Below are 18,942 nucleotides of genomic sequence, written 5' to 3'. Positions count from 1 at the left end.
AGGTTTAGATGGTGTAGAGGTTTAGACTAAACTGTCTAAACTCCTCAACTTCTAAACTAGATAAGATAAAAGCAAAGGAATACAAACACCCATACAAGATCCACAAAGTGCCAGTATAAACCTGCTTTTTCGATCATTTCATAATGTCCTCTCTGATCAAAATGCCCCATTTTAGTTTTGATATACATTACAATGTTGATAACAACACCGCTGAATACGTGGAAACCGTGGAAACCGGTGATCTCGAAGAAATAACTTCCGAAAGAGATCGGGCCTGGTGTCGCATATTCGTGCCCGTTAACTGTTATCTCCGGTCCGAAAGGATTGTGCGATACAGTAGTGTTCCATAATTCTACGTGCCCCGGTGCACCATTGATACCATTGATCCAAACTTCATGTTCGTGCGTTAACAAGTGCGTCCATTCCCATGCCTGGCAGCTTAAGAAGGCAAGACCGCCAATGATGGTAAGGATCATATATTTTTCTACACCTGCCCTGTTCATTTTATGCCCTTCGTGCACCGCCAGCACCATGGTAACAGAGCTGAAGATGAGGATAAAGGTCATTAAGCTCACAAATGCCAATGGGAGGTTTGCGCTGCCCGCTAACGGAAAGGAATTAAATACATGGTTAGGGTCAACCCAATCGTTCAGACTGAAACGTAAAGTGGCATAGCTGATAAGGAAGGCACCAAATGTAAAGGCATCACTCATTAAAAAGTACCACATCATCACTTTACCATAGCTTGCATTGAACGGGCTTCTTCCCCCGTTCCACCATTTGGTATTTGTTGGCATTGCTGTTGTTGACATCTATATAACTTTTATTTTCTACTTATTTTAATTCTAACTATGTACGCTAAACTTTGTACCCTTATCTTATCATAATTAAAAAGATCAAAAGGTATATCCAGAGCCCGTCTACAAAATGCCAGTAAGTACTGGCCACTTCCACCGGCACTGCATTGTAAATTCTTGTTTTGGAGCTGAATGCTTTTGCAAAAAGCACCAGCAAAGCAATGATCCCGCCGATCACATGCACCGCATGCACACCCACAATAACATACAGGAAAGAGAAAGAAACGTTTCCATATAATGTTATCCCGTTATCCCACAACTGCTTAAACCCGATCACCTGCAACACAACAAAAAGAACTCCCAGTATAATCGTCGACGTCATCAGGCTCCTGTAACGCAACATCTCCCTTTGTTTAAAAGCCTTTGCAGCCAGGAACAGGGTTATACTGCTTAACACAATAGTTGCTGTACTGTACCAAAACACATGCGGCAGGTTAAAACTGATCCAGTTTGGCTGGTTACGTTTTACTATATACGCACTCGTTAATCCTGCAAACATCATTAAAATACTCCCGATACCAACCCAAAGGGTAAACTTATGCGGATGTATTTTTTTTCTTTGTTCCATTACCACTGTACTCATTCAAAAATATTTTGCAACAATCTATTGTTTACTACTGTTTTAATTCAATGTATAGGTTCTGTTGGCAAACAATGCCAGCAATACTATCATCAAATAAAAATAAGAACTGAACATTACCCTTCTTGCACTTTTTGCATCCATCCTTATAAATAAAAGAACACTTGCAAATACCATCCAAAGGTTACAACCCAGCAATATCCACATACTTACTTTGCCACTCATGCCGCTATAATAAGGCATAAAACCTACCGGTATCATCAGGGCGCTGTACACAATGCTTTGCATGGCTGTAAATTTTGTAGGGCCTTTATCAGCCGGTAATAATTTAAAACCTGCATTGGTATAATCCTTATGCGCCAGCCAGGCAATAGCCCAAAAATGCGGGAACTGCCACAGGAACTGTATCGCAAACAGGATCCATCCGCCGGCACTGAAACTGTCTGTTGCCGCTACCCAACCAATCAGGCAGGGCAATGCACCGGGCACCGCACCCACCAGTACTGAAATAGAATTGATCTTTTTCAGTGGTGTGTATACATAACCATACAGCAACAGGCTTACCAGGCTCACCATGGCACTCTGAAAATTAAAGTAGTACCACATGATGAAAACACCCAGAGCACCGGCAATGAATGCAAAGCCATTGGCTTCTGCTTTACTCATTCTGCCGCTGGCCACGGGCCTTTTGGCGGTCCGCTTCATCAGTGCATCAGAATCTTTTTCCAATACCTGGTTGATAGCGTTGGCCGAGCCGGTTATCAGCATTCCTGCCACAAAAAGTAAAAGAACTGATACTAACTTATTGGTATAAACTACCTGTCCGTTATAATTATAGCCGATCAAAAAACTCACCACCGTACTAAACACCACCATAAAACTTAAAGTGAACTTGATCAACTGAAAGTAATCCTTCACTTTACTGGCCAAACCAAATGATGTTGATTTGTTTATGTCTGTATTTTGGTTCATGGTTGATGGTTCATGGTTCATAGTTAAAACAGTAACCGATCTCCATTCCCCTTTTAATTAATTAAACACTTCAATTATCACGTGCCTCGTTATCAATTATCCATTATTAATTATCCATTATTAATTATTCATTATTAATGGTGTGTTTCATCATCCCCTACAGGTTTATCCTGCGGAATGAATTCGTGTCCGTCTTTTGCATAATCATAAGCACCACGGTATACTTCCGGTATTTCGCCAGGCCAGTTGCCGTGACCAGGGTTGATAGGAGTTGTCCATTCCAGGGTATTGGATCCCCATGGATTGGGCGTAGTAACTTTTCTTCCTTTGTATATGCTGTAAAAGAAGTTGAATACAAATAACAGCTGTACCGCAAATACGATCATTGCTATAAAGCTGATGAATTCGTTCAGTCCGCCAAAATGTTTGAATGATTCCCAGCTGGAGAAATCATAGTAACGGCGTGGCATACCCGCCAAACCTTCGTAGTGCATTGGCCAGAAGATGAGGTAAGCACCTATAATGGTTACCCAGAAGTGGATATAGGCCATTGTGTTGTTAAGGTAACGACCAAACATTTTTGGATACCAGTGGTATATACCGGCAAACATACCAAAGAAGGATGCCACACCCATTACAATATGGAAGTGAGCGATCACAAAATAAGTATCGTGCAGGTGAAGATCGAGCGCAGAGTTACCCAGGAAGATACCTGTTAAACCACCGCTGATGAATAAGCTTACAAAACCAATGGCGAACAACATACCCGGCGTAAAGCGTATGCTTCCACGCCATAAAGTGGTTAACCAGTTAAATACTTTAATGGCCGAAGGCACAGCGATCAATAAGGTCAGTAACACGAATACCGATCCGAGGAAAGGATTCAAACCTGTTACAAACATATGGTGCGCCCAAACCAGGAAGGCAAGGATAGCGATCGCAAACAGCGAACCCACCATGGCCATATAACCGAAGATCGGTTTGCGGCTGTTCACACTGATGATCTCCGAGCTCATACCCATGGCCGGTAATAAGATGATATATACTTCGGGGTGGCCCAGGAACCAGAACAAGTGCTGGAACAGGATGGCACTACCACCTTCGTTCGGTAATATTTTTCCCTGTACAACGATATCGCTCAAAAAGAAGCTGGTACCCATGTTCCTGTCGAATAACAGCAGGATGGCGCCAGATAATAATACAGGGAAGCTCAATACACCCAGTACAGCGGTAAAGAACAGCGCCCATACGGTTAATGGTAACCTGGTCATGCTCATACCTTTGGTACGCAGGTTCAGGATAGTACTGATATAGTTCAAACCGCCCAATAAAGAACTTACAATGAACATGGCCATACTCACCAGCCACAGGTCCATACCTATTTTACTTCCTTCAGATGCATCGCCCAGGGCGCTCAATGGCGGATAGATCGTCCAGCCACCGCTTGCAGGACCTGTTTGTACAAACAGGGAAGAGAACATGATGATAGATGCAGTAAAGAAGAACCAGTAGCTGAGCATATTCAGCATTGGAGAAGCCATATCCCTTGCACCGATCTGTAATGGAATTAAAAAGTTGGCGAAAGTACCGCTCAAACCTGCGGTCAATACAAAGAATACAAGGATGGTTCCGTGCATGGTAACCAAAGCATAGTAAAACTCAGGTTCCAGTTTACCACCTTTTGCCCAATGGCCCAGGAAATCTTCCAGCCATGGAAAAGTAGTTTCGGGATAGCCCAGCTGCAAACGGAAGATCACAGAAAACAAACCACCAATGATAGCCCAGATGATACCTGTTACCAAAAACTGTTTGGCAATCATTTTATGATCCTGGCTAAAAACGTATTTGGTTATAAACGTTTCGTGGTGGTGATGTTCATGATGTGTATCATGTCCTCCGTGAACATCTGCTCCGTGTAATGTTGCTACGCTGCTCATATTCTTATAGTTTATTCAAGAGTCTTTTAAAATTATTTTTTACCCGCCATTACTGCTGCTACCGGTGGGGTTGCCACTGGCGCTGCTGCTGTTGGTGTTGCTGGTTTTGCTACCGTATCAGCTGCGGCTTTTGTTTCAACCTTTGGCGCTGTTTCCGGGCGAACGGTCCACATTTCAGGTTTCTGCTGTGCCAACCATGCCTGGTATTCTGCCATTGTTTCTACAATTATTATACCTCTCATAGAAAAGTGGCCTTTTCCGCACATCTGGTCGCAGCTTATTTCATAAGTAAAATCAGGATTGTGCGTTTTTTCTTTCATTTGAGCGGTGGTGTACAGCGGGGTGAACCATTCAGTGGTTGGTATACCCGGTACAGCATCCATTTTTAACCTGAAGTGAGGCAGACCCACATCATGTATCACATCCTGTGCATTGATAACCAGTTTTACCGGTACCCCTACAGGGATATGCATGGTTTGAGATACGTGGATATCATCATGGCTGGCCTCGTCGTTAAAATCAACGCCCAGGCTGTTGCTGCCCTTTGTTAATTTAAAATCTTTTTTACCTAATACTTTATCGGCGCCCGGGTACCTGAACTCCCATCCAAACTGGTGACCGGTAACTTCCACCACGATAGCATCTTTTGGTGCATCACCGGTGATCTTGAACCAGAATTTTAAACCAAATGCCACCAGTACGCATAAAGTGATAGCAGGGATAGTGGTCCATATCAATTCCAGCCTGGTGCTGTGTGCAAAGTAGTATGCTTTTGTATTGTCTTTTTCCTGGTATTTAAAGCAGAACCAGAATAATGCTACCTGGGTCAACACAAATACCAACCCCGTAACGCCGGTGGTGATCATGAACATCAGGTCGATATTCTTTCCTTCTTCGGATGAAGAGCCTTGCGGGAATAAGGTTTTGCCGTAGTACAGTTCGTTGCAATACCAGGCGCCTATCAAACCAAATATCAGCATACCCAGCAGCAAGAACGCATTGATCTTATTGTTTTGCCTGCGGGTTTTTTCCTCGCCTTTTAATACACTTACGTACTCACTTGCTTTCGCAATCTGGAAAATGACAACGAAAACCAAAGCACCTAAAGCAACTAATAAAAACTCTTTCATATAATTTTTTATTTTTCGCCCAAACCCCTGGCGGGACTTTTACACCCTTTCCAGGCAAGGAATTTTTAAACTACTTCTTTTATTTTAAACAATATCTCTGTCCGCAATGCTTATGTATGATGTATCATACTTTCTTTTAAGAAAGGATGATTTTTTACCAGCAATGAATGGCTGCTGATATACCTTCCGGTGCCCCACATGATCAAACCAACAAACAAACAGCCGATACCGATTTCAAATGGCGCAATGTGCCAGTTTTCGTGTACAGTGCCCGGCATTACCATCTGGAAGAAATCCACCCAGTGGCCCACAATGATCAGTACGGCCATAAAGGTTACCATCGTCCAGCTTCTCTTTACACCTTTCTTCATCAATATTAATAATGGACAGATGAAATTCACTGCCAGGTTAAAGAAGAATATAACGTGGTACGGTCCTGATTTTTGAGCAGTTCCGATCCTTTCTACAAAATACTTGGTTTCTTCCGGCTGGTTACTGTACCAGATCAGCATGTATTGAGAGAACCATAAGTAGGTCCAGAAAATAGAGAATGCAAACATGAATTTACCCAGGTCATGCAAATGTTCTTCCGTTACATAAGCCAGCTGGCCCTGGTTCTTAAGATAGATCACAAATAATGCGATGAAGGAGATACCGGAAACAAATGAACTGGCAAAAGTGTACCAGCTGAACATGGTGCTGTACCAGTGAGCATCAATACTCATGAACCATAACCATGGAATGGTGGAAGCTACTGTTAATGCAAACCATACACAGAACAGGGACGCATACACGGTATTTTTAAAGATCCATTTTTTACCGGTCTCATAATCCATTGGGCCGTTCTTATCGCTTTCCAGGCTGATGCTGCGCATTTTTTTACCTAAGAACCACCACAGGAATATTGTAAGAGCAGACCATATCAGGTAGAATTTAGGATTTAAGAAACCGCTCTTACCATTCAGTATCGGGTCTTTTGCCACTGCTTCGCTATCCAGCCAGTGGTAAATATCAGTACGGTGTAAGCCTACCAGTGCCAGCAATATCAAAAAGTTGATGATACCCAGGATAGGCACCACGCTTGAAATAGCTTCAGAAACACGGCGGAAAGCAATTACCCAACCGGCCATTGCCATAGTGGTAACACAAATAAAGAACATAACCGCATTCACCACTAATAAAAAGAATACGCTGTTCTGCAGCAGCACCGCCCAAAAACGGGTGCTTTCGCTACCGCCATGTGCTCCTCCTTCGCCATGCGTTACAGGCGCAAAGGGATGGTAGGCGATCATGCCGTACAGTAATGCAATCACACCAGCGGCGATGAGACCATACGTCCACTTTTTATAATTTCCCGGCAATTCGAATTGATGATTCATCTAAACTTTATTTTGTGTTATTACTTTTAGGTTTTGTTGCTGCGGCAGTATCAGCTTTAGGCGCTGTAGCTGTAGCAGGTGCAGCGGCTGCTTCCGTTTTTGGTTGCAGCGACCTGATATACTGTACGATCATCCAGCGTTGTTTCCTGTCTAACTGCGAAGCATAGCTTCCCATGTTACCCTGTCCGTAGGTCATGATATAAAATATCCTGCCATCGCTGTAAGGCGCTGCAGTTGCCGAACCGGTTGCTGCTGCAATAATACTTTTTACACCACCGATCTTTGGAGCTACCGGGCCATTCGCTTCTGCCTTGGCACCATGGCATACTGCACAGTTAATGTTGAATAACCTTCCGGCTTCCAGGCTGTCGGCAGTAGTTAATGGTGGTAAAGGATTTTTTACCAAAGCGCTCAGGTTGATCAAACCATTGCTGTCGTTAGGCACTGTAAAAGGAAACAATTCGCCTCTTTTTATAGTTCCGTTCACGGGTTGTGCATTGTAAAATATCTTATGGCCGGCATCACCTGCATTCATCGAAAATTTTGCAGAGTCACGCAATGCATAACTTTCATACGCACGGCTGTAAGCCATATCAGGCATATACACTTTACCCGGCTGACGCTTGCTGTCGCAGCTTATAAAAACAACTGTTGTTGTTAAGATAAGTGCTGATATAATTGCAATTTTTTTCATTTCGTTCTTATAATATCTTTAATCAGTTTTCTTTTCGCTTTGGTCTTCTCCTTTTATCCGCGGTTGTCGGAGATAGGGGCTTAATAGCCTTTCTCTTCTTTATACAGTTTTTGTTCTTTATGATACCTGCCTATCCACCAGCCTGTTTCTGCCATTTGCACGTTCACTTCTTTAGCGCCGGCTTTATTTAAAAAATCCTGTACTTCTGCATCATTGGTCTTATCAGTACATTCAATGGCCATTACAAAAAGATCGTCGGTGGCCCTTGGATGAAAATGGTGTTTTTTTACAAATGGCGCCAGGTTGCACAGGTAGCAAAATGTAAGCACCATACCTACCGCTGCAAACAATACCGTCAACTCGAAAGTAATGGGTATCCAGGCCGGTAATGCAAAGTGCGGTTTACCACCAATATTCAGTTTCCAGTCGTGTACCAGTATATAACTGATACCGCTCAATGCCGTGGTGGTACCTGTAATGGCGTATACAAACCCTGCAGTGTGCAGGCTTGTTTCCCGCAGGCCCATTGCGTGGTCCAGGCCATGCACGGGGTATGGGGTGTACACATCATGTATCTTGTATCCTGCTTTGCGAACATTCTTCACCGCAGGGAACAATACCGCCTCATCATCAAAACAACCCACAACAAATTTTTTAATTCCTCCAGCCATAAAATCGATTTATGATTTTAGATTTAAGATTTCGGATTTAAGGAAATCGTAATCTTACTTTTAAATAATTTCTTTCTTATCACCAGACCCGGTTCCCCTTTAGGGGCGGAGGGGTTAGTGTGCTACCGCATGATCATGCCCATGCCCGTGTCCCACTTCTTCAATATAGAATTTCTCTGCATCCTGTTTTTCAATATCCGTCATCTTCGCCTTGTAATTCTCACCGCTCGTTTTCAATACCGATTTGATCTCGGCAATAGCAATTACCGGGAAGTACTTAGCGAACAGGAAGAAGCAGGTAAAGAACAACCCGAATGTACCGAGATAGAAACCGATCTCGTAGATACTGGGGCTGTAATAAGTACTCCAGCTGGATGGCAGGAAGTCCCTGTAGATAGAAGTAACAATGATCACGAAACGCTCGAACCACATACCGATGTTCACAATGATACTCATGAAGAAAGTAACCGTGATATTCCTTCTTAATTTACGGCTCCAGAATAACTGTGGCGATACCACGTTACAGAACATCATCAGCCAGTAGCTCCATCCATAAGGGCTGAAAAGATTGGCCCTGTTCTGGCTGAATGCATACCATTCGTATTTGTTCTGTCCGTACCATGCAATGAACAACTCGGTAAGGTAAGCGCAACCCACAATACTACCCGTCAATACAATTACCTTGTTCATGGCCTCAATATGGCCCATGGTGATATAATCTTCTAGATATAAAACTTTACGTACCACGATCATCAGTGTTTGCACCATCGCAAACCCGCTGAATACCGCACCCGCCACAAAGTAAGGAGGGAAGATGGTGGTATGCCAGCCCGGAACTACTGAAGTGGCAAAGTCAAAAGATACGATGGTGTGTACCGAAAGTACCAGTGGTGTACTTAAACCTGCCAGTACCAACGATAAAGATTCGTGGCGCTGCCAGTGTTTGGTACTACCCGTCCAGCCGAAAGCCGCAATACCGTACAGCATTTTGCGCAGCTTTGTTTTAGCCCTGTCACGTACAGTAGCCATATCAGGCAATAAACCCGAATACCAGAATAATAAAGAAACAGTGAAATAAGTTGATATCGCAAATACGTCCCACAACAGTGGTGAGTTAAAGTTCACCCATAAAGGTCCACGGCTGTTAGGATAAGGCATTACAAAGAAAGCCATCCATACACGGCCCATGTGCCAGATAGGGAACTGACCGGCGCACATTACCGCAAAAATGGTCATCGCTTCTGCAGCACGGTTCACACCTGTTCTCCATCCCTGGCGGAACAGTAGCAGGATAGCGGAGATCAACGTACCGGCGTGACCGATACCTACCCACCATACGAAGTTGGTGATATCCCAGCCCCAACCGATTGTCTTGTTCAGGTTCCACTGACCGATACCGTAGGTAACCTCGCGGTATACACTGTACACCCCGAATAACAGCAGTCCAACACTGATCCAGAAACCAATATACCAAAGGCGGCTTGGCTTCATTTCAATCGGACGTACTATGTCTTCCGTTACCTGGTGGTAATCTTTGTCACCATCTACCAGTGGTTCCCTGATTTGTGATTCGTACTTTAATAATGACATATCTCTTTATCTAAGCTTTTTGCCGTACCGGTTTTTTGATGCGGCTTTAATTTTGTTTTATGTCGAATGGTTGAATGTCGAATTTCGAATGTTCCTCAGTTTGAAAAATATTCACTATTCGATATTCGCCATCAATTAAGCGTGTTCTTTTACTGCTTGTTTTTCGCCTTCTTTCTTCTCTTCTACCACGGCAGTTACTTCTCTTTCTGTGTTCCTTACTTTTACCATGTAGCTCACATTCGGTAACACGTGCAGTTGCTCCATTACATAGAAAGTACGGTTCTTATCACCTCTTGCTTTGCTTACTTCACTTTCAGGATCGTTCACATTACCAAAAGTGATACAGTCTGAAGGACAAGCCTGTGCACAAGCCACTTTTACGTTGCGGATCAATGTTGGATCCTGTGCTTTTTTAGCATTCAGCTTGCTTTCCTGTAAACGCTGTACGCAGAAAGAACATTTTTCGATCACACCACGGCTACGCACAGTAACATCGGGGTTCAGTACCATCCTGGTAAGATCGTCGTTCATCTGCATTACAGATTCGTTCATATCAACACCCACCAATGGTTGCTGGTTATCAGGGAAGCTGTCTGCACCGGTATAATCCAGCCAGTTAAAACGACGTACTTTATAAGGACAGTTGTTGGCACAATATCTTGTACCGATACAACGGTTATAGGTCATCTGGTTCAAACCTTCGCTGCTGTGGTTGGTTGCTGCAACCGGGCAAACGTTTTCGCAAGGTGCGTTATCGCAGTGCTGGCAAAGCATGGGCTGGAACACCACATCCGGGTTGGTTGGATCTTCGCCGGTAAAATAGCGGTCGATACGCAGCCAGTGCATTTCGTGCGCCCTTTGTACCTGTATCTTGCCTACCACGCTCACGTTATTTTCAGCTGTACAAGCCACTACGCAGGCGCTGCAACCGGTACAGGTATTCAGGTCAATGCTCATACCCCATTTGATACCCGGTTTTTCCTTCATCAGGTCGGGATAAATAGTAGCGTCTTTCCTGAAATCAGTGCTGCCGTTGGCAGTGATATTTAATTTTTCTTCTCTTATTTCTTCTAAAACAGCTTCCGGGTTGGCAACAAAGCTGGAAAGACTGGTTTCGTAGATCACAGGCCTGTTCTCGTTGGAACCGTGTACCTGCGTTTGTGCCAGCGGGTAAGTGTCCGTTGTTTTATCCAGTGTGGCTTTTGAACTGTACAGGTTGCTGACACCATCAAAAGTTACCAAAGGATAAACGTTCTTACCGGCGCCTGCTGCAGACCTTCCGATATTTTCAGAAGTTTTGGTTTTATCAGCACTTTCTCTACCATATCCAACAGCTATTGCAACCGTGTTTTTCTGTACACCTGGGATCAGCAATACCGGTAATTCTACCGATTTACCATTCACGGTGATCTTCACCACAGGTTTTTCAGGATGTACTTCATAAGCATCCGAAGCGCCTTTATCTGTAATTACATCTTTTCCGTACAGTGATTTGTACATTTCTGTACCCATCATTACATAGTTATCCCAGGTTACTTTCGTAATGGGATCAGGTAATTCCTGCAGCCATGGGTTATTGGCCTGGCCGCCGTTACCAATAGATATTTTTTGATACAGCACCACTTCCACATCACCGCCGTTCACTGCTGCAGCTTTTGTTTTGGCTTCTTCCACTTTTGTTGCTACAAACGGAGCACCGGCAGCAGCCACCGCTTCAGCAGGTTCTATCACGCCATCCTGTAATGCTTTATCGTAATTATCAGGCGTAGCCAGTTTGGTACCCCAATAGTTCCTGAAATAAGTTTCGTAATCCGTAGCACCCACGCCTGTAGCTGTGGTACTGGCACCGCCCCATTTTAATAAAGAGGTCTGGAAGGCCCTTGTTTTAAACAGTGGGTTGATGGTCGGTTGCAGTAAGCTGGTATAACCGGTTTTCAATTCTGCATCGCCCCAGCTTTCCAGCCAGTGGTGTGCAGGTATCACGTATTTACAATTCTCGGTGGTTTCGTCCATGCTGGCATTGAATGAAATGCCCACGGCTTTCTTTAAACCATCCGTGAATAGTTTGCTGTCCCTGTAAGTATAAGAAGGGTTTACACCATACACCAGCAATGCCCCTACAGCGCCGCTGTTCAGGTCTTTTACCAGCGTATCCATATCAGCGTCTACACCCTTACGATAGTTGGAAGTAGCTGCCCAGTTGATGGTTTTACCCACAGCGCCGATCGCTTCGTTGATAGCATTTACCACTATCTGTACATTTACATCGTTGCTGCCGCAAACTACCAATGCATTTCCACCGGCAGCTTTTAATTTATCAGCAGCCAGCACAACACCCTTATTTAATTTCTCGTCTTTGAAAGAAGGAGCTGTTCCATTCAGTTTATTCAGGATGGCTACTGCAACCGCACCGGTTTCTGATGGTTTGTGCATATAGCGGTCATCCGCGTTACTACCGGTCATGCTCATCATACTTTCAAAATGAATATGACGGCTGATCTCGGGCTTTTCGCCGCTGATCTTTCTGCCCAGTGAATATTGTTTGCTGAATTCGGTAGGGCTCAACCAGGTACCGAGGAAGTCGGCGCCCAGGCTCACTATTACTTTAGCATTATCGAAGTGGTAAGATGGAATGGCTTTTTTACCATAAGTGGCTTCGTTGGCCAGTATCATACCGCTGTAGCTGATCGCATCGTATTGTACGTGGCGGCTACCGGGATTCTTCGCTAAAAATTCGTTGATTATTTCCTGTGTTGTAGCAGAGTTAACTGTGGCAGTCAATAAAGCGATGGTCTTGCCGGCTATTGCTGCAGCCACCATTTTATCAAACGCATCAAAAGTGGTTACTTCTTTAAACCCGTTGCCATCTTTCTGCATCGGGTAACGCAGGCGGGTGGTATCGTACAGGTCCAGAACGGAAGCCTGTGATTGTGCACTGGTACCGCCTTTGGTAATGCTGGATAGTTCGTTACCTTCTATTTTGATAGGACGGCCATCCCTTTGTTTTACCACTACCGGTATGGCATCGCCGCCATTGATATACGTAGAAGCATAGTAATTGGCAACACCCGGTATCACGTTATCGGGCCTTTGTAAATAAGGCACCGCCTTACGAACGGGCATTTCGCAACTGGCAGCCAAAGTAGCAGCAGCGGTACTAAAGCCCAGGTATTTTAAGAAATCCCTGCGGGGAGTTTTAGCATCCAATATGCCTTTATCATCCAGGTCTGCCAGGGGCAGCAACTCTTCTTTAAATTCTTTTTCGGCAGATTGCTGATAACTTTCTGTTTGGTTGAGTTCTCCGAAACTTTGCCAGTACTTTTTGTTACTCATAGTATTCTAATGTGCAAATGATAATAAATTTTTAAACCGCTCTCCATTTCCCCTTCGGGATTGGGGTTTAATAGTGACATTTCTGACATTCCGTTCCACCAATGTTCTCCACGGTTACGCTGTCCATTTTAGCTTTCCTGATCTCCTTGATATTACCATATTTATCTTTAATGGTATCAGGTTTCAGGTCGTTATGGAATTTTTCGTAAATGCTGTAGAATTTGTTGCCGGTGCCGTTTTCTTTATTGTAGAAATCAACTTTGGTTTCCCTGTGGCAATTGATACACCAGCCCATGCTCAGGTCGGCAAACTGGTACACTTCAGGCATTTCCTGTATGTTGCCATGGCAGGTCTGGCACTGTTGTTTACCCACTTTTACGTGCTGGCTGTGGTTAAAGTACACATGGTCGGGCAGGTTATGGATCTTGGTCCATTCAATTTCGTGTGCGCCATCGGGTTTGCCGTCGCCGTTGTTATCGGGATTGTAAGTTTTGGTAGCGGCGTTAAATCCGGCGTAAGCGTATAATTTTTGTATTTCGGCAGTACCATCTACAGCGGTACCGTCTTCTCTTACCAGTTTATCTTCCCCTTCATAATGGTTAATTCCTTTATGACAGTTCATACAAACATTCACCGAAGGAATGCTGGCCTGTTTGCTATCCTGTGCACCACCATGGCAGTACAAACAGCTGATCTGGTTGGTACCGGCATGCACCTGGTGAGAATAGAAAATGGGTTGTTCCGGCTGGTAGCCTTTCATACGGCCCAGGCCGATAGCTGCATTGGTGAAGAAGTAACCTGAGATGCAGAACAGCACCAGGATACCCACCATTAAATAAGTTTTGTTTTTATAAGCAGGAACCGGTTCACCACGAACCACGCCTTCTTTATCATCGGATAATTTGCGGAGGTTGCTGTTAACCTGTAATAAGATGAATGCTATAAGTGCAAGTACCAGTGTGAGGATTCCGAATAAGAGAGAATTGTCTTCAGTTCCCGGAGTTTTAGTAGGATCAACAACTGTAACCGGGGGAGCATCAGCATAATCAAGAATGGCTTTGATCTCGTCTTTTTTCAGGTTAAACTGCTGCATGTTGGACTTGAACTTTTCTTTCAGTCCTTTAGCATAAGCATCAGTTTCCAGCATCGTGTTCACATTGTTCACCCACCTGTAAGCCCAGTCAGCATCCGGCTCCCTGTCCCTTGCTCCTTTAAGTGCCGGACCGGTAAAGTCCTTGTCCACTTTGTGACAGCTGGCACAATTAGCCTTAAAAAGCGCTTCGCCGTTCTGAGCAAAAATATTACTGGTAGATGAAAGTAGTGCAATGAAGAATAGAGATGCAAATACTTTGTTAAAGATTTTTCTATACCGACTCATACAGTTGTTACGGGGCTAATGTGGAAAAATATCCGGTTTCGGGTGCAAATTTAAGTCACGATGCTGACATAATATCAACATTGTTAAAATTTTTTTTCGCTGATTGGGCGTGGGTTTCAGCCGATTGTACCATATTTTCTACAGCCATTGTCACATATATGTAAACAATATTTAAGGCCCGATTTTTTTCGTTGGGCGTTGTTAATTCACAAAATTTTCCTTCACTTTTGCCAAATGTTTCAAAAACTTAAACAGCGCTGGAAGGTGAACGGGCTCAACCTGGCCCTCATTATCACCACCTTTGCACTGGGCGGCAGCCTTTGTGCCTATGCAGGCCGCAAACTGCTGTTATTAATGGCTATTGATAAGACCACTTTCTGGGGTATTATACTTTATATATTATTAATAACTTTACTATGGCCGCTGGCTGTTCTGCTGGTGAGCATACCCCTGGGCCAGTTTCCCTTTTTTAAAAGATATATTACCCGCATCTTCAGCAGGTTTGGCTCCAAAAAAACGGGCAACAACCCTGCAGGTCCATCTACCAGGATCGCCATTTTTGCCAGCGGCGCCGGCAGCAATGCCAGGCAGGTGATCGACCATTTTTCAGCTTCTTCCACCGTTGAAATTGCATTACTGGTGTGCAATAACCCCCATGCCGGGGCAATTGCCATAGCAAAAGCAGCCGGTATACCGGTATTGCTCATTGAAAAAGAACGTTTTTTAAATGGGGATGCCTACTTGCCCGAGTTAAAGCAATATGACATTGATCTTATAGTGCTTGCTGGTTTTTTATGGAAAGTACCTGCACAACTCATCCGCTGCTATCCGCAAAAAATAGTGAATATACACCCCGCCCTGCTGCCGGCCTATGGCGGCAAAGGCATGTACGGCCATCATGTACACGAGGCTGTTATCCTGCATAAAGAAACCGAAAGCGGTATCACCATTCATTACGTGGATGAGATCTACGATCATGGCGCCATCATCTTCCAGGCCAGGTGCCCGGTTGATGCAGCCGATACTGCCGCCAGCCTTGCCAAAAAAGTGCATGCGCTGGAACACCGGCATTATCCCACCGTAATAGAAGGGCTGATAAAAAAGTAAAAGTGCAGTTAAAACAATGCAGTATTGCTTTTGTATAAATTTGTTGGCGTAATATTATGCCTTTAAAATATCGTTGTTGAGGTCTTCTTTAAAAATATCTTTACTGCTGCTTTGTTGTATCGTACTGGGAAAACTATCCCATGCACAACAGTTTGTGCTCAGCGGTACGGTATACGATTCCTCCAAGATAAATTATGTGCCCGGTGTTACAGTGTCCAATAAAGCAGGCCAGTTCACCATTACAGATTCCATGGGGCGTTACAGCCTTACGGTAACAGAAAAAGATTCTGTCACTTTCATCTTCCGCAATAAAGCCACCCAAAGGTTTTCGGTGCACAGCATACCCGATCCTTCGCGTTTTGATATTTCATTAAGAGTGCCCTACAAAGGCAAGTACAGCACCTTAAAAGAAGTGGTGGTTTTTGGTAAGACCTACAGGGAAGATTCCCTTGAGAACAGGGAAACCTTTGCCAAAGCGTTCAATTACCAAAAGCCCACGGTACGCAGTACCATTTCGCCCGATGGTGTTGCCGGCGCCGACCTGGATGAGATCATCAATATGTTCCGTTTTAAAAGGAATAAGCGCATGAAAGCCTTCCAGGTAAGGCTGGAGCAGGAAGAGCAGGACAAGTATGTAAACTTTCGCTTCAACAAAACACTCGTGAAAAAACTCACCCACCTGGAAGGTACGCAGCTGGATGTTTTTATGGCCCGCTACCGCCCCGGTTATGATTTTGTAAGCAATGCCGGCGAACTGGAACTGAGCCAGTACATACTCAATTGCAGTTATAAATACAAAATAGAATTATTGCAGAACGACGCCAAGCAGTAATAAACCGCCGTTTTCTTTTTATCTCCCCTTATTAAAAATTGGACTGTTTGATTATTTTTATGCAACAGCAGGTTTTCTGCAAGTTCCCATTTTAAAATAAGCTTATGGCCCAGCAACTGCACAACGAATTAAAAAAAGAATTCCAGATCGAACGCATGATCCTTTTCAGCGATGCCATTTTTGCCATTGCTATTACATTGATGGTCATCGAGATCAAAGTGCCCGTGATTGAACAGGATGTTACGGACAAAGCATTGCTGAAAGCGTTGGGCCATCTTGTTTTTAAGTTCACTGGCTTTCTCATCAGCTTTTTTATCATTGGTTTATACTGGACGGTGCACCACCGCATGTTTAGTTTCGTAGAAAATTACAACGGCCGCTTGCTCTGGCTGAATTTATTATTCCTTTTATCTATTGTATTAATGCCTTTCAGCTCGGGCCTGTACGGCGAATACTCCAATCATATCGACGTGGTGGTGCCTTATGCCTTTTATGTTTTTAATATCTGCCTTACCGGTTATTTGAATTACCGTTTGTGGAAATATATCGGCGATCCAAAGCATCAAATTGCCAGCCATGCGCTTACGCCCGACCTGCTATCGATGTCGGTTAAACGCTCTTTAGTTACGCCAGCCATGTTCCTGCTGTCGCTTACTGCCGCCTTCTTTGCATCAGTCAGTTTATGGATACCGGTGCTGGGCAGGTATCTGCCCATGTTCATTCCCGTTATCATGCGCATCATCAAGAAAAAACACGACCGCAAAACAACCCCAACAACATCGGAATAAATAGTAATTTGCAGCGCAAAAACCACCACCATGGAAGCAGAACAATTAACCTTAGGCATTGGCACCCGTTTACAGCACACCCAGTTTGGCCCCGGCGTAATTGTGGGCGTACGCTATGCCACCTACCTCATCTCTTTTATTCATCATGGCATTAAAGAAATAGACAAGACCGATAACAACCTCGACGAGATCATTGCCGAAAATGTAACCGTGGAAGTGGAAACCGTTTCCGCCACCGAAAGATCTTTATTAAAAATTTTACGCCAGTGGAGCGATGTTACCGAACTGGTTCCCCTCGGCGATAAATGGATCGGCGGTACCCTGCTGTTGCAAGCTGCCGATAAAAGTTTAAAGCCAAAAGAAATTCCTATCGACGACTTCTTCCATAAAATTGTGATGCTCCGTGACCGGTTACGGGTACTGGAACAAAACATCAACAGCAATAAAAAACTCAGCGACGAAGAAAAAGTGAATATCCAGCAATACATCACCCGCTGCTATGGCTCACTTACCACTTTTAATGTGTTGTTTAAAAATAAAGAGCATTGGTTTGTGGGGGAGAAGGGTGGGAAGGAGGAGTGATTTTTTCCTCTGCTATCTTTTGTGATCTGGTACAATTTTTTAGACATATCGACCCTTCAAAGTTGAAGAGGTAAAGTGATTTAAGATGGCCTTGCTGATTTCTTAATCCTTATTCCTTTTCTTCTAATATAATTAAACCAATAAACTAATTCCGGTTTTCTCTGCTGCTTATACCATTTACTTTTATTTTTAAATACTTCATATCCTGAAGCATCTCTTTGAGTGAATTGGTACAATAATAAATTAGTTGCGTAAGAAAACGTAGAATCATTTAATAATTTTAACCAGTCATTTTTTTCGAATTTTGCCAGGCTATCAACTACTAATAAAGGTGTATTTGTTAATATTATATTATTGCCACTAACAACAAACTGTTTTTGTTTATCAAATTTACTTGAGATTCTAACCTCAAAATTTATAGAACCTTTCAGGAAAGAAGTGAGCATTTGTCCTTTAGATGGCTGATGAATTGCCAGCATGAAAAATAGCAAAATACTTTTCATACTAAAGCAAGATTACAAATATATTTTGCCATTATTATTACTTTTCTTATCGTTATCATATTTATTTTAGACCAATAAATTATTAATAATTCAATTTTCCAATACTCAATGATCCACATACAAGATACCTGTTAGAAAAATAGATCTTTTTAATCTCATTTGCATTAAGCGAAATATTAAAATTGCCTTTATCATCAGTTTCATAAAGCTGCTTTTTCACAACTAAACGAAGGCTTTCTATATACCCTGCCTTAATTAAGGCAGAGTCTGTAACTTCTCCAATATTTTCACAAATACAAATCTTTGTTTTTAAACTGGAATAATTGCGAATTCTATTGTTGTTACTTACCTTACCTTTTAGATTTATTATATGTGTAGAATCATTATAACAAGCTTCAAAAAAATCGAGCTTAACTGCTCCTTCCACCATATGTTCTGCTCCAATCATATAAGTGATGCTATCAATGGGCGAATATTGTTCATTCCTGAAAATTTTTATCAATTCTGCTTTTTCAATTTTTTTTGACTGCGATTTAACGCTCAATGAAATACAGAATATAATGCTCAAAATAATTATTGAAATATACTTACTCATTTTTTTAATAACTA

At 43.2% G+C, this 18,942-nt stretch carries 17 protein-coding genes; 4 read left to right on the top strand and 13 right to left on the bottom strand.

Annotated features, from left to right (window positions below; genetic code table 11):
* Window positions 1–56: 56 nt before the first annotated feature.
* The 11 genes from QM738_RS07535 to QM738_RS07485 all read right to left on the bottom strand — a co-directional run bounded on the left by QM738_RS07535 (window position 57) and on the right by QM738_RS07485 (window position 14,521).
* Complete coding sequence (locus QM738_RS07535) at window positions 57–797, bottom strand: cytochrome c oxidase subunit 3 (RefSeq protein WP_462276071.1); 741 nt, start codon at window positions 795–797, stop codon at window positions 57–59.
* A gap of 76 nt (window positions 798–873) precedes the next feature.
* Window positions 874–1,440 carry a cytochrome c oxidase subunit 3 gene (locus tag QM738_RS07530; RefSeq protein WP_462276070.1) on the bottom strand — a complete coding sequence of 189 codons (567 nt, stop codon included), beginning with the start codon at window positions 1,438–1,440 and terminating at the stop codon, window positions 874–876.
* Window positions 1,441–1,479: 39 nt separating this feature from the next.
* Window positions 1,480–2,409, bottom strand: coding sequence for a heme o synthase (cyoE, locus tag QM738_RS07525; protein WP_462276069.1), 930 nt, complete (start codon window positions 2,407–2,409; stop codon window positions 1,480–1,482).
* Window positions 2,410–2,543: 134 nt separating this feature from the next.
* A complete protein-coding gene (locus tag QM738_RS07520) occupies window positions 2,544–4,346 on the bottom strand; it encodes a cytochrome c oxidase subunit I (RefSeq protein ID WP_462276068.1) in 1,803 nt (600 codons plus the stop codon).
* A 32-nt stretch (window positions 4,347–4,378) separates the two neighbouring features.
* Window positions 4,379–5,476 (bottom strand): cytochrome c oxidase subunit II, encoded by a 1,098-nt coding sequence (locus QM738_RS07515; protein ID WP_462276067.1) that lies wholly within the window; start codon window positions 5,474–5,476, stop codon window positions 4,379–4,381.
* Window positions 5,477–5,586: 110 nt separating this feature from the next.
* A complete protein-coding gene (locus QM738_RS07510) occupies window positions 5,587–6,855 on the bottom strand; it encodes a quinol:cytochrome C oxidoreductase (RefSeq protein WP_462276066.1) in 1,269 nt (422 codons plus the stop codon).
* A gap of 7 nt (window positions 6,856–6,862) precedes the next feature.
* Window positions 6,863–7,549 (bottom strand): c-type cytochrome, encoded by a 687-nt coding sequence (locus tag QM738_RS07505; RefSeq protein WP_462276065.1) that lies wholly within the window; start codon window positions 7,547–7,549, stop codon window positions 6,863–6,865.
* An 80-nt stretch (window positions 7,550–7,629) separates the two neighbouring features.
* Window positions 7,630–8,220 carry a DUF3341 domain-containing protein gene (locus QM738_RS07500; RefSeq protein WP_462276064.1) on the bottom strand — a complete coding sequence of 197 codons (591 nt, stop codon included), beginning with the start codon at window positions 8,218–8,220 and terminating at the stop codon, window positions 7,630–7,632.
* A gap of 114 nt (window positions 8,221–8,334) precedes the next feature.
* Window positions 8,335–9,810, bottom strand: coding sequence for an NrfD/PsrC family molybdoenzyme membrane anchor subunit (gene nrfD, locus QM738_RS07495; RefSeq protein WP_462276063.1), 1,476 nt, complete (start codon window positions 9,808–9,810; stop codon window positions 8,335–8,337).
* Between the two features lie 135 nt (window positions 9,811–9,945).
* On the bottom strand, window positions 9,946–13,143 hold the full coding sequence (locus QM738_RS07490) for a TAT-variant-translocated molybdopterin oxidoreductase (RefSeq protein ID WP_462276062.1): 3,198 nt from the start codon (window positions 13,141–13,143) through the stop codon (window positions 9,946–9,948).
* Window positions 13,144–13,210: 67 nt separating this feature from the next.
* Window positions 13,211–14,521, bottom strand: coding sequence for a c-type cytochrome (locus QM738_RS07485; protein ID WP_462276061.1), 1,311 nt, complete (start codon window positions 14,519–14,521; stop codon window positions 13,211–13,213).
* A 234-nt stretch (window positions 14,522–14,755) separates the two neighbouring features.
* On the opposite strand from QM738_RS07485, the gene purN reads away from it, so the two are divergent.
* The 4 genes from purN to QM738_RS07465 all read left to right on the top strand — a co-directional run bounded on the left by purN (window position 14,756) and on the right by QM738_RS07465 (window position 17,830).
* Window positions 14,756–15,628 carry a phosphoribosylglycinamide formyltransferase gene (gene purN, locus QM738_RS07480; protein WP_462276060.1) on the top strand — a complete coding sequence of 291 codons (873 nt, stop codon included), beginning with the start codon at window positions 14,756–14,758 and terminating at the stop codon, window positions 15,626–15,628.
* Between the two features lie 76 nt (window positions 15,629–15,704).
* A complete protein-coding gene (locus QM738_RS07475) occupies window positions 15,705–16,460 on the top strand; it encodes a peptidase associated/transthyretin-like domain-containing protein (protein ID WP_462276059.1) in 756 nt (251 codons plus the stop codon).
* A gap of 104 nt (window positions 16,461–16,564) precedes the next feature.
* A complete protein-coding gene (locus QM738_RS07470) occupies window positions 16,565–17,248 on the top strand; it encodes a TMEM175 family protein (RefSeq protein ID WP_462276058.1) in 684 nt (227 codons plus the stop codon).
* A 30-nt stretch (window positions 17,249–17,278) separates the two neighbouring features.
* Window positions 17,279–17,830, top strand: coding sequence for a hypothetical protein (locus tag QM738_RS07465; RefSeq protein ID WP_462276057.1), 552 nt, complete (start codon window positions 17,279–17,281; stop codon window positions 17,828–17,830).
* An 80-nt stretch (window positions 17,831–17,910) separates the two neighbouring features.
* Here QM738_RS07465 and QM738_RS07460 read toward each other — a convergent pair whose 3' ends face one another.
* Window positions 17,911–18,333 carry a hypothetical protein gene (locus QM738_RS07460; RefSeq protein ID WP_462276056.1) on the bottom strand — a complete coding sequence of 141 codons (423 nt, stop codon included), beginning with the start codon at window positions 18,331–18,333 and terminating at the stop codon, window positions 17,911–17,913.
* 82 nt (window positions 18,334–18,415) lie between these two features.
* Complete coding sequence (locus QM738_RS07455; RefSeq protein ID WP_462276055.1) at window positions 18,416–18,928, bottom strand: hypothetical protein; 513 nt, start codon at window positions 18,926–18,928, stop codon at window positions 18,416–18,418.
* Window positions 18,929–18,942: the final 14 nt, after the last annotated feature.

The organism is Ferruginibacter sp. (assembly GCF_049840995.1).
Taxonomy (GTDB): Bacteria; Bacteroidota; Bacteroidia; order Chitinophagales; family Chitinophagaceae; genus Ferruginibacter.
Note: the sequence above shows the minus strand (reverse complement) of the source record. Positions and strands in the feature narration are given on the sequence as shown.

What these genes read in the sequence shown, in the direction of transcription:
- QM738_RS07535 (WP_462276071.1), bottom strand. Translation starts at nt 797, where the DNA reads ATGCCAACAAATACCAAATGGTGGAACGGGGGAAGAAGCCCGTTCAAT.
- QM738_RS07530 (WP_462276070.1), bottom strand. Translation starts at nt 1,440, where the DNA reads ATGAGTACAGTGGTAATGGAACAAAGAAAAAAAATACATCCGCATAAG.
- cyoE (WP_462276069.1), bottom strand. Translation starts at nt 2,409, where the DNA reads ATGAACCAAAATACAGACATAAACAAATCAACATCATTTGGTTTGGCC.
- QM738_RS07520 (WP_462276068.1), bottom strand. Translation starts at nt 4,346, where the DNA reads ATGAGCAGCGTAGCAACATTACACGGAGCAGATGTTCACGGAGGACAT.
- QM738_RS07515 (WP_462276067.1), bottom strand. Translation starts at nt 5,476, where the DNA reads ATGAAAGAGTTTTTATTAGTTGCTTTAGGTGCTTTGGTTTTCGTTGTC.
- QM738_RS07510 (WP_462276066.1), bottom strand. Translation starts at nt 6,855, where the DNA reads ATGAATCATCAATTCGAATTGCCGGGAAATTATAAAAAGTGGACGTAT.
- QM738_RS07505 (WP_462276065.1), bottom strand. Translation starts at nt 7,549, where the DNA reads ATGAAAAAAATTGCAATTATATCAGCACTTATCTTAACAACAACAGTT.
- QM738_RS07500 (WP_462276064.1), bottom strand. Translation starts at nt 8,220, where the DNA reads ATGGCTGGAGGAATTAAAAAATTTGTTGTGGGTTGTTTTGATGATGAG.
- nrfD (WP_462276063.1), bottom strand. Translation starts at nt 9,810, where the DNA reads ATGTCATTATTAAAGTACGAATCACAAATCAGGGAACCACTGGTAGAT.
- QM738_RS07490 (WP_462276062.1), bottom strand. Translation starts at nt 13,143, where the DNA reads ATGAGTAACAAAAAGTACTGGCAAAGTTTCGGAGAACTCAACCAAACA.
- QM738_RS07485 (WP_462276061.1), bottom strand. Translation starts at nt 14,521, where the DNA reads ATGAGTCGGTATAGAAAAATCTTTAACAAAGTATTTGCATCTCTATTC.
- purN (WP_462276060.1), top strand. Translation starts at nt 14,756, where the DNA reads ATGTTTCAAAAACTTAAACAGCGCTGGAAGGTGAACGGGCTCAACCTG.
- QM738_RS07470 (WP_462276058.1), top strand. Translation starts at nt 16,565, where the DNA reads ATGGCCCAGCAACTGCACAACGAATTAAAAAAAGAATTCCAGATCGAA.
- QM738_RS07465 (WP_462276057.1), top strand. Translation starts at nt 17,279, where the DNA reads ATGGAAGCAGAACAATTAACCTTAGGCATTGGCACCCGTTTACAGCAC.
- QM738_RS07460 (WP_462276056.1), bottom strand. Translation starts at nt 18,333, where the DNA reads ATGAAAAGTATTTTGCTATTTTTCATGCTGGCAATTCATCAGCCATCT.
- QM738_RS07455 (WP_462276055.1), bottom strand. Translation starts at nt 18,928, where the DNA reads ATGAGTAAGTATATTTCAATAATTATTTTGAGCATTATATTCTGTATT.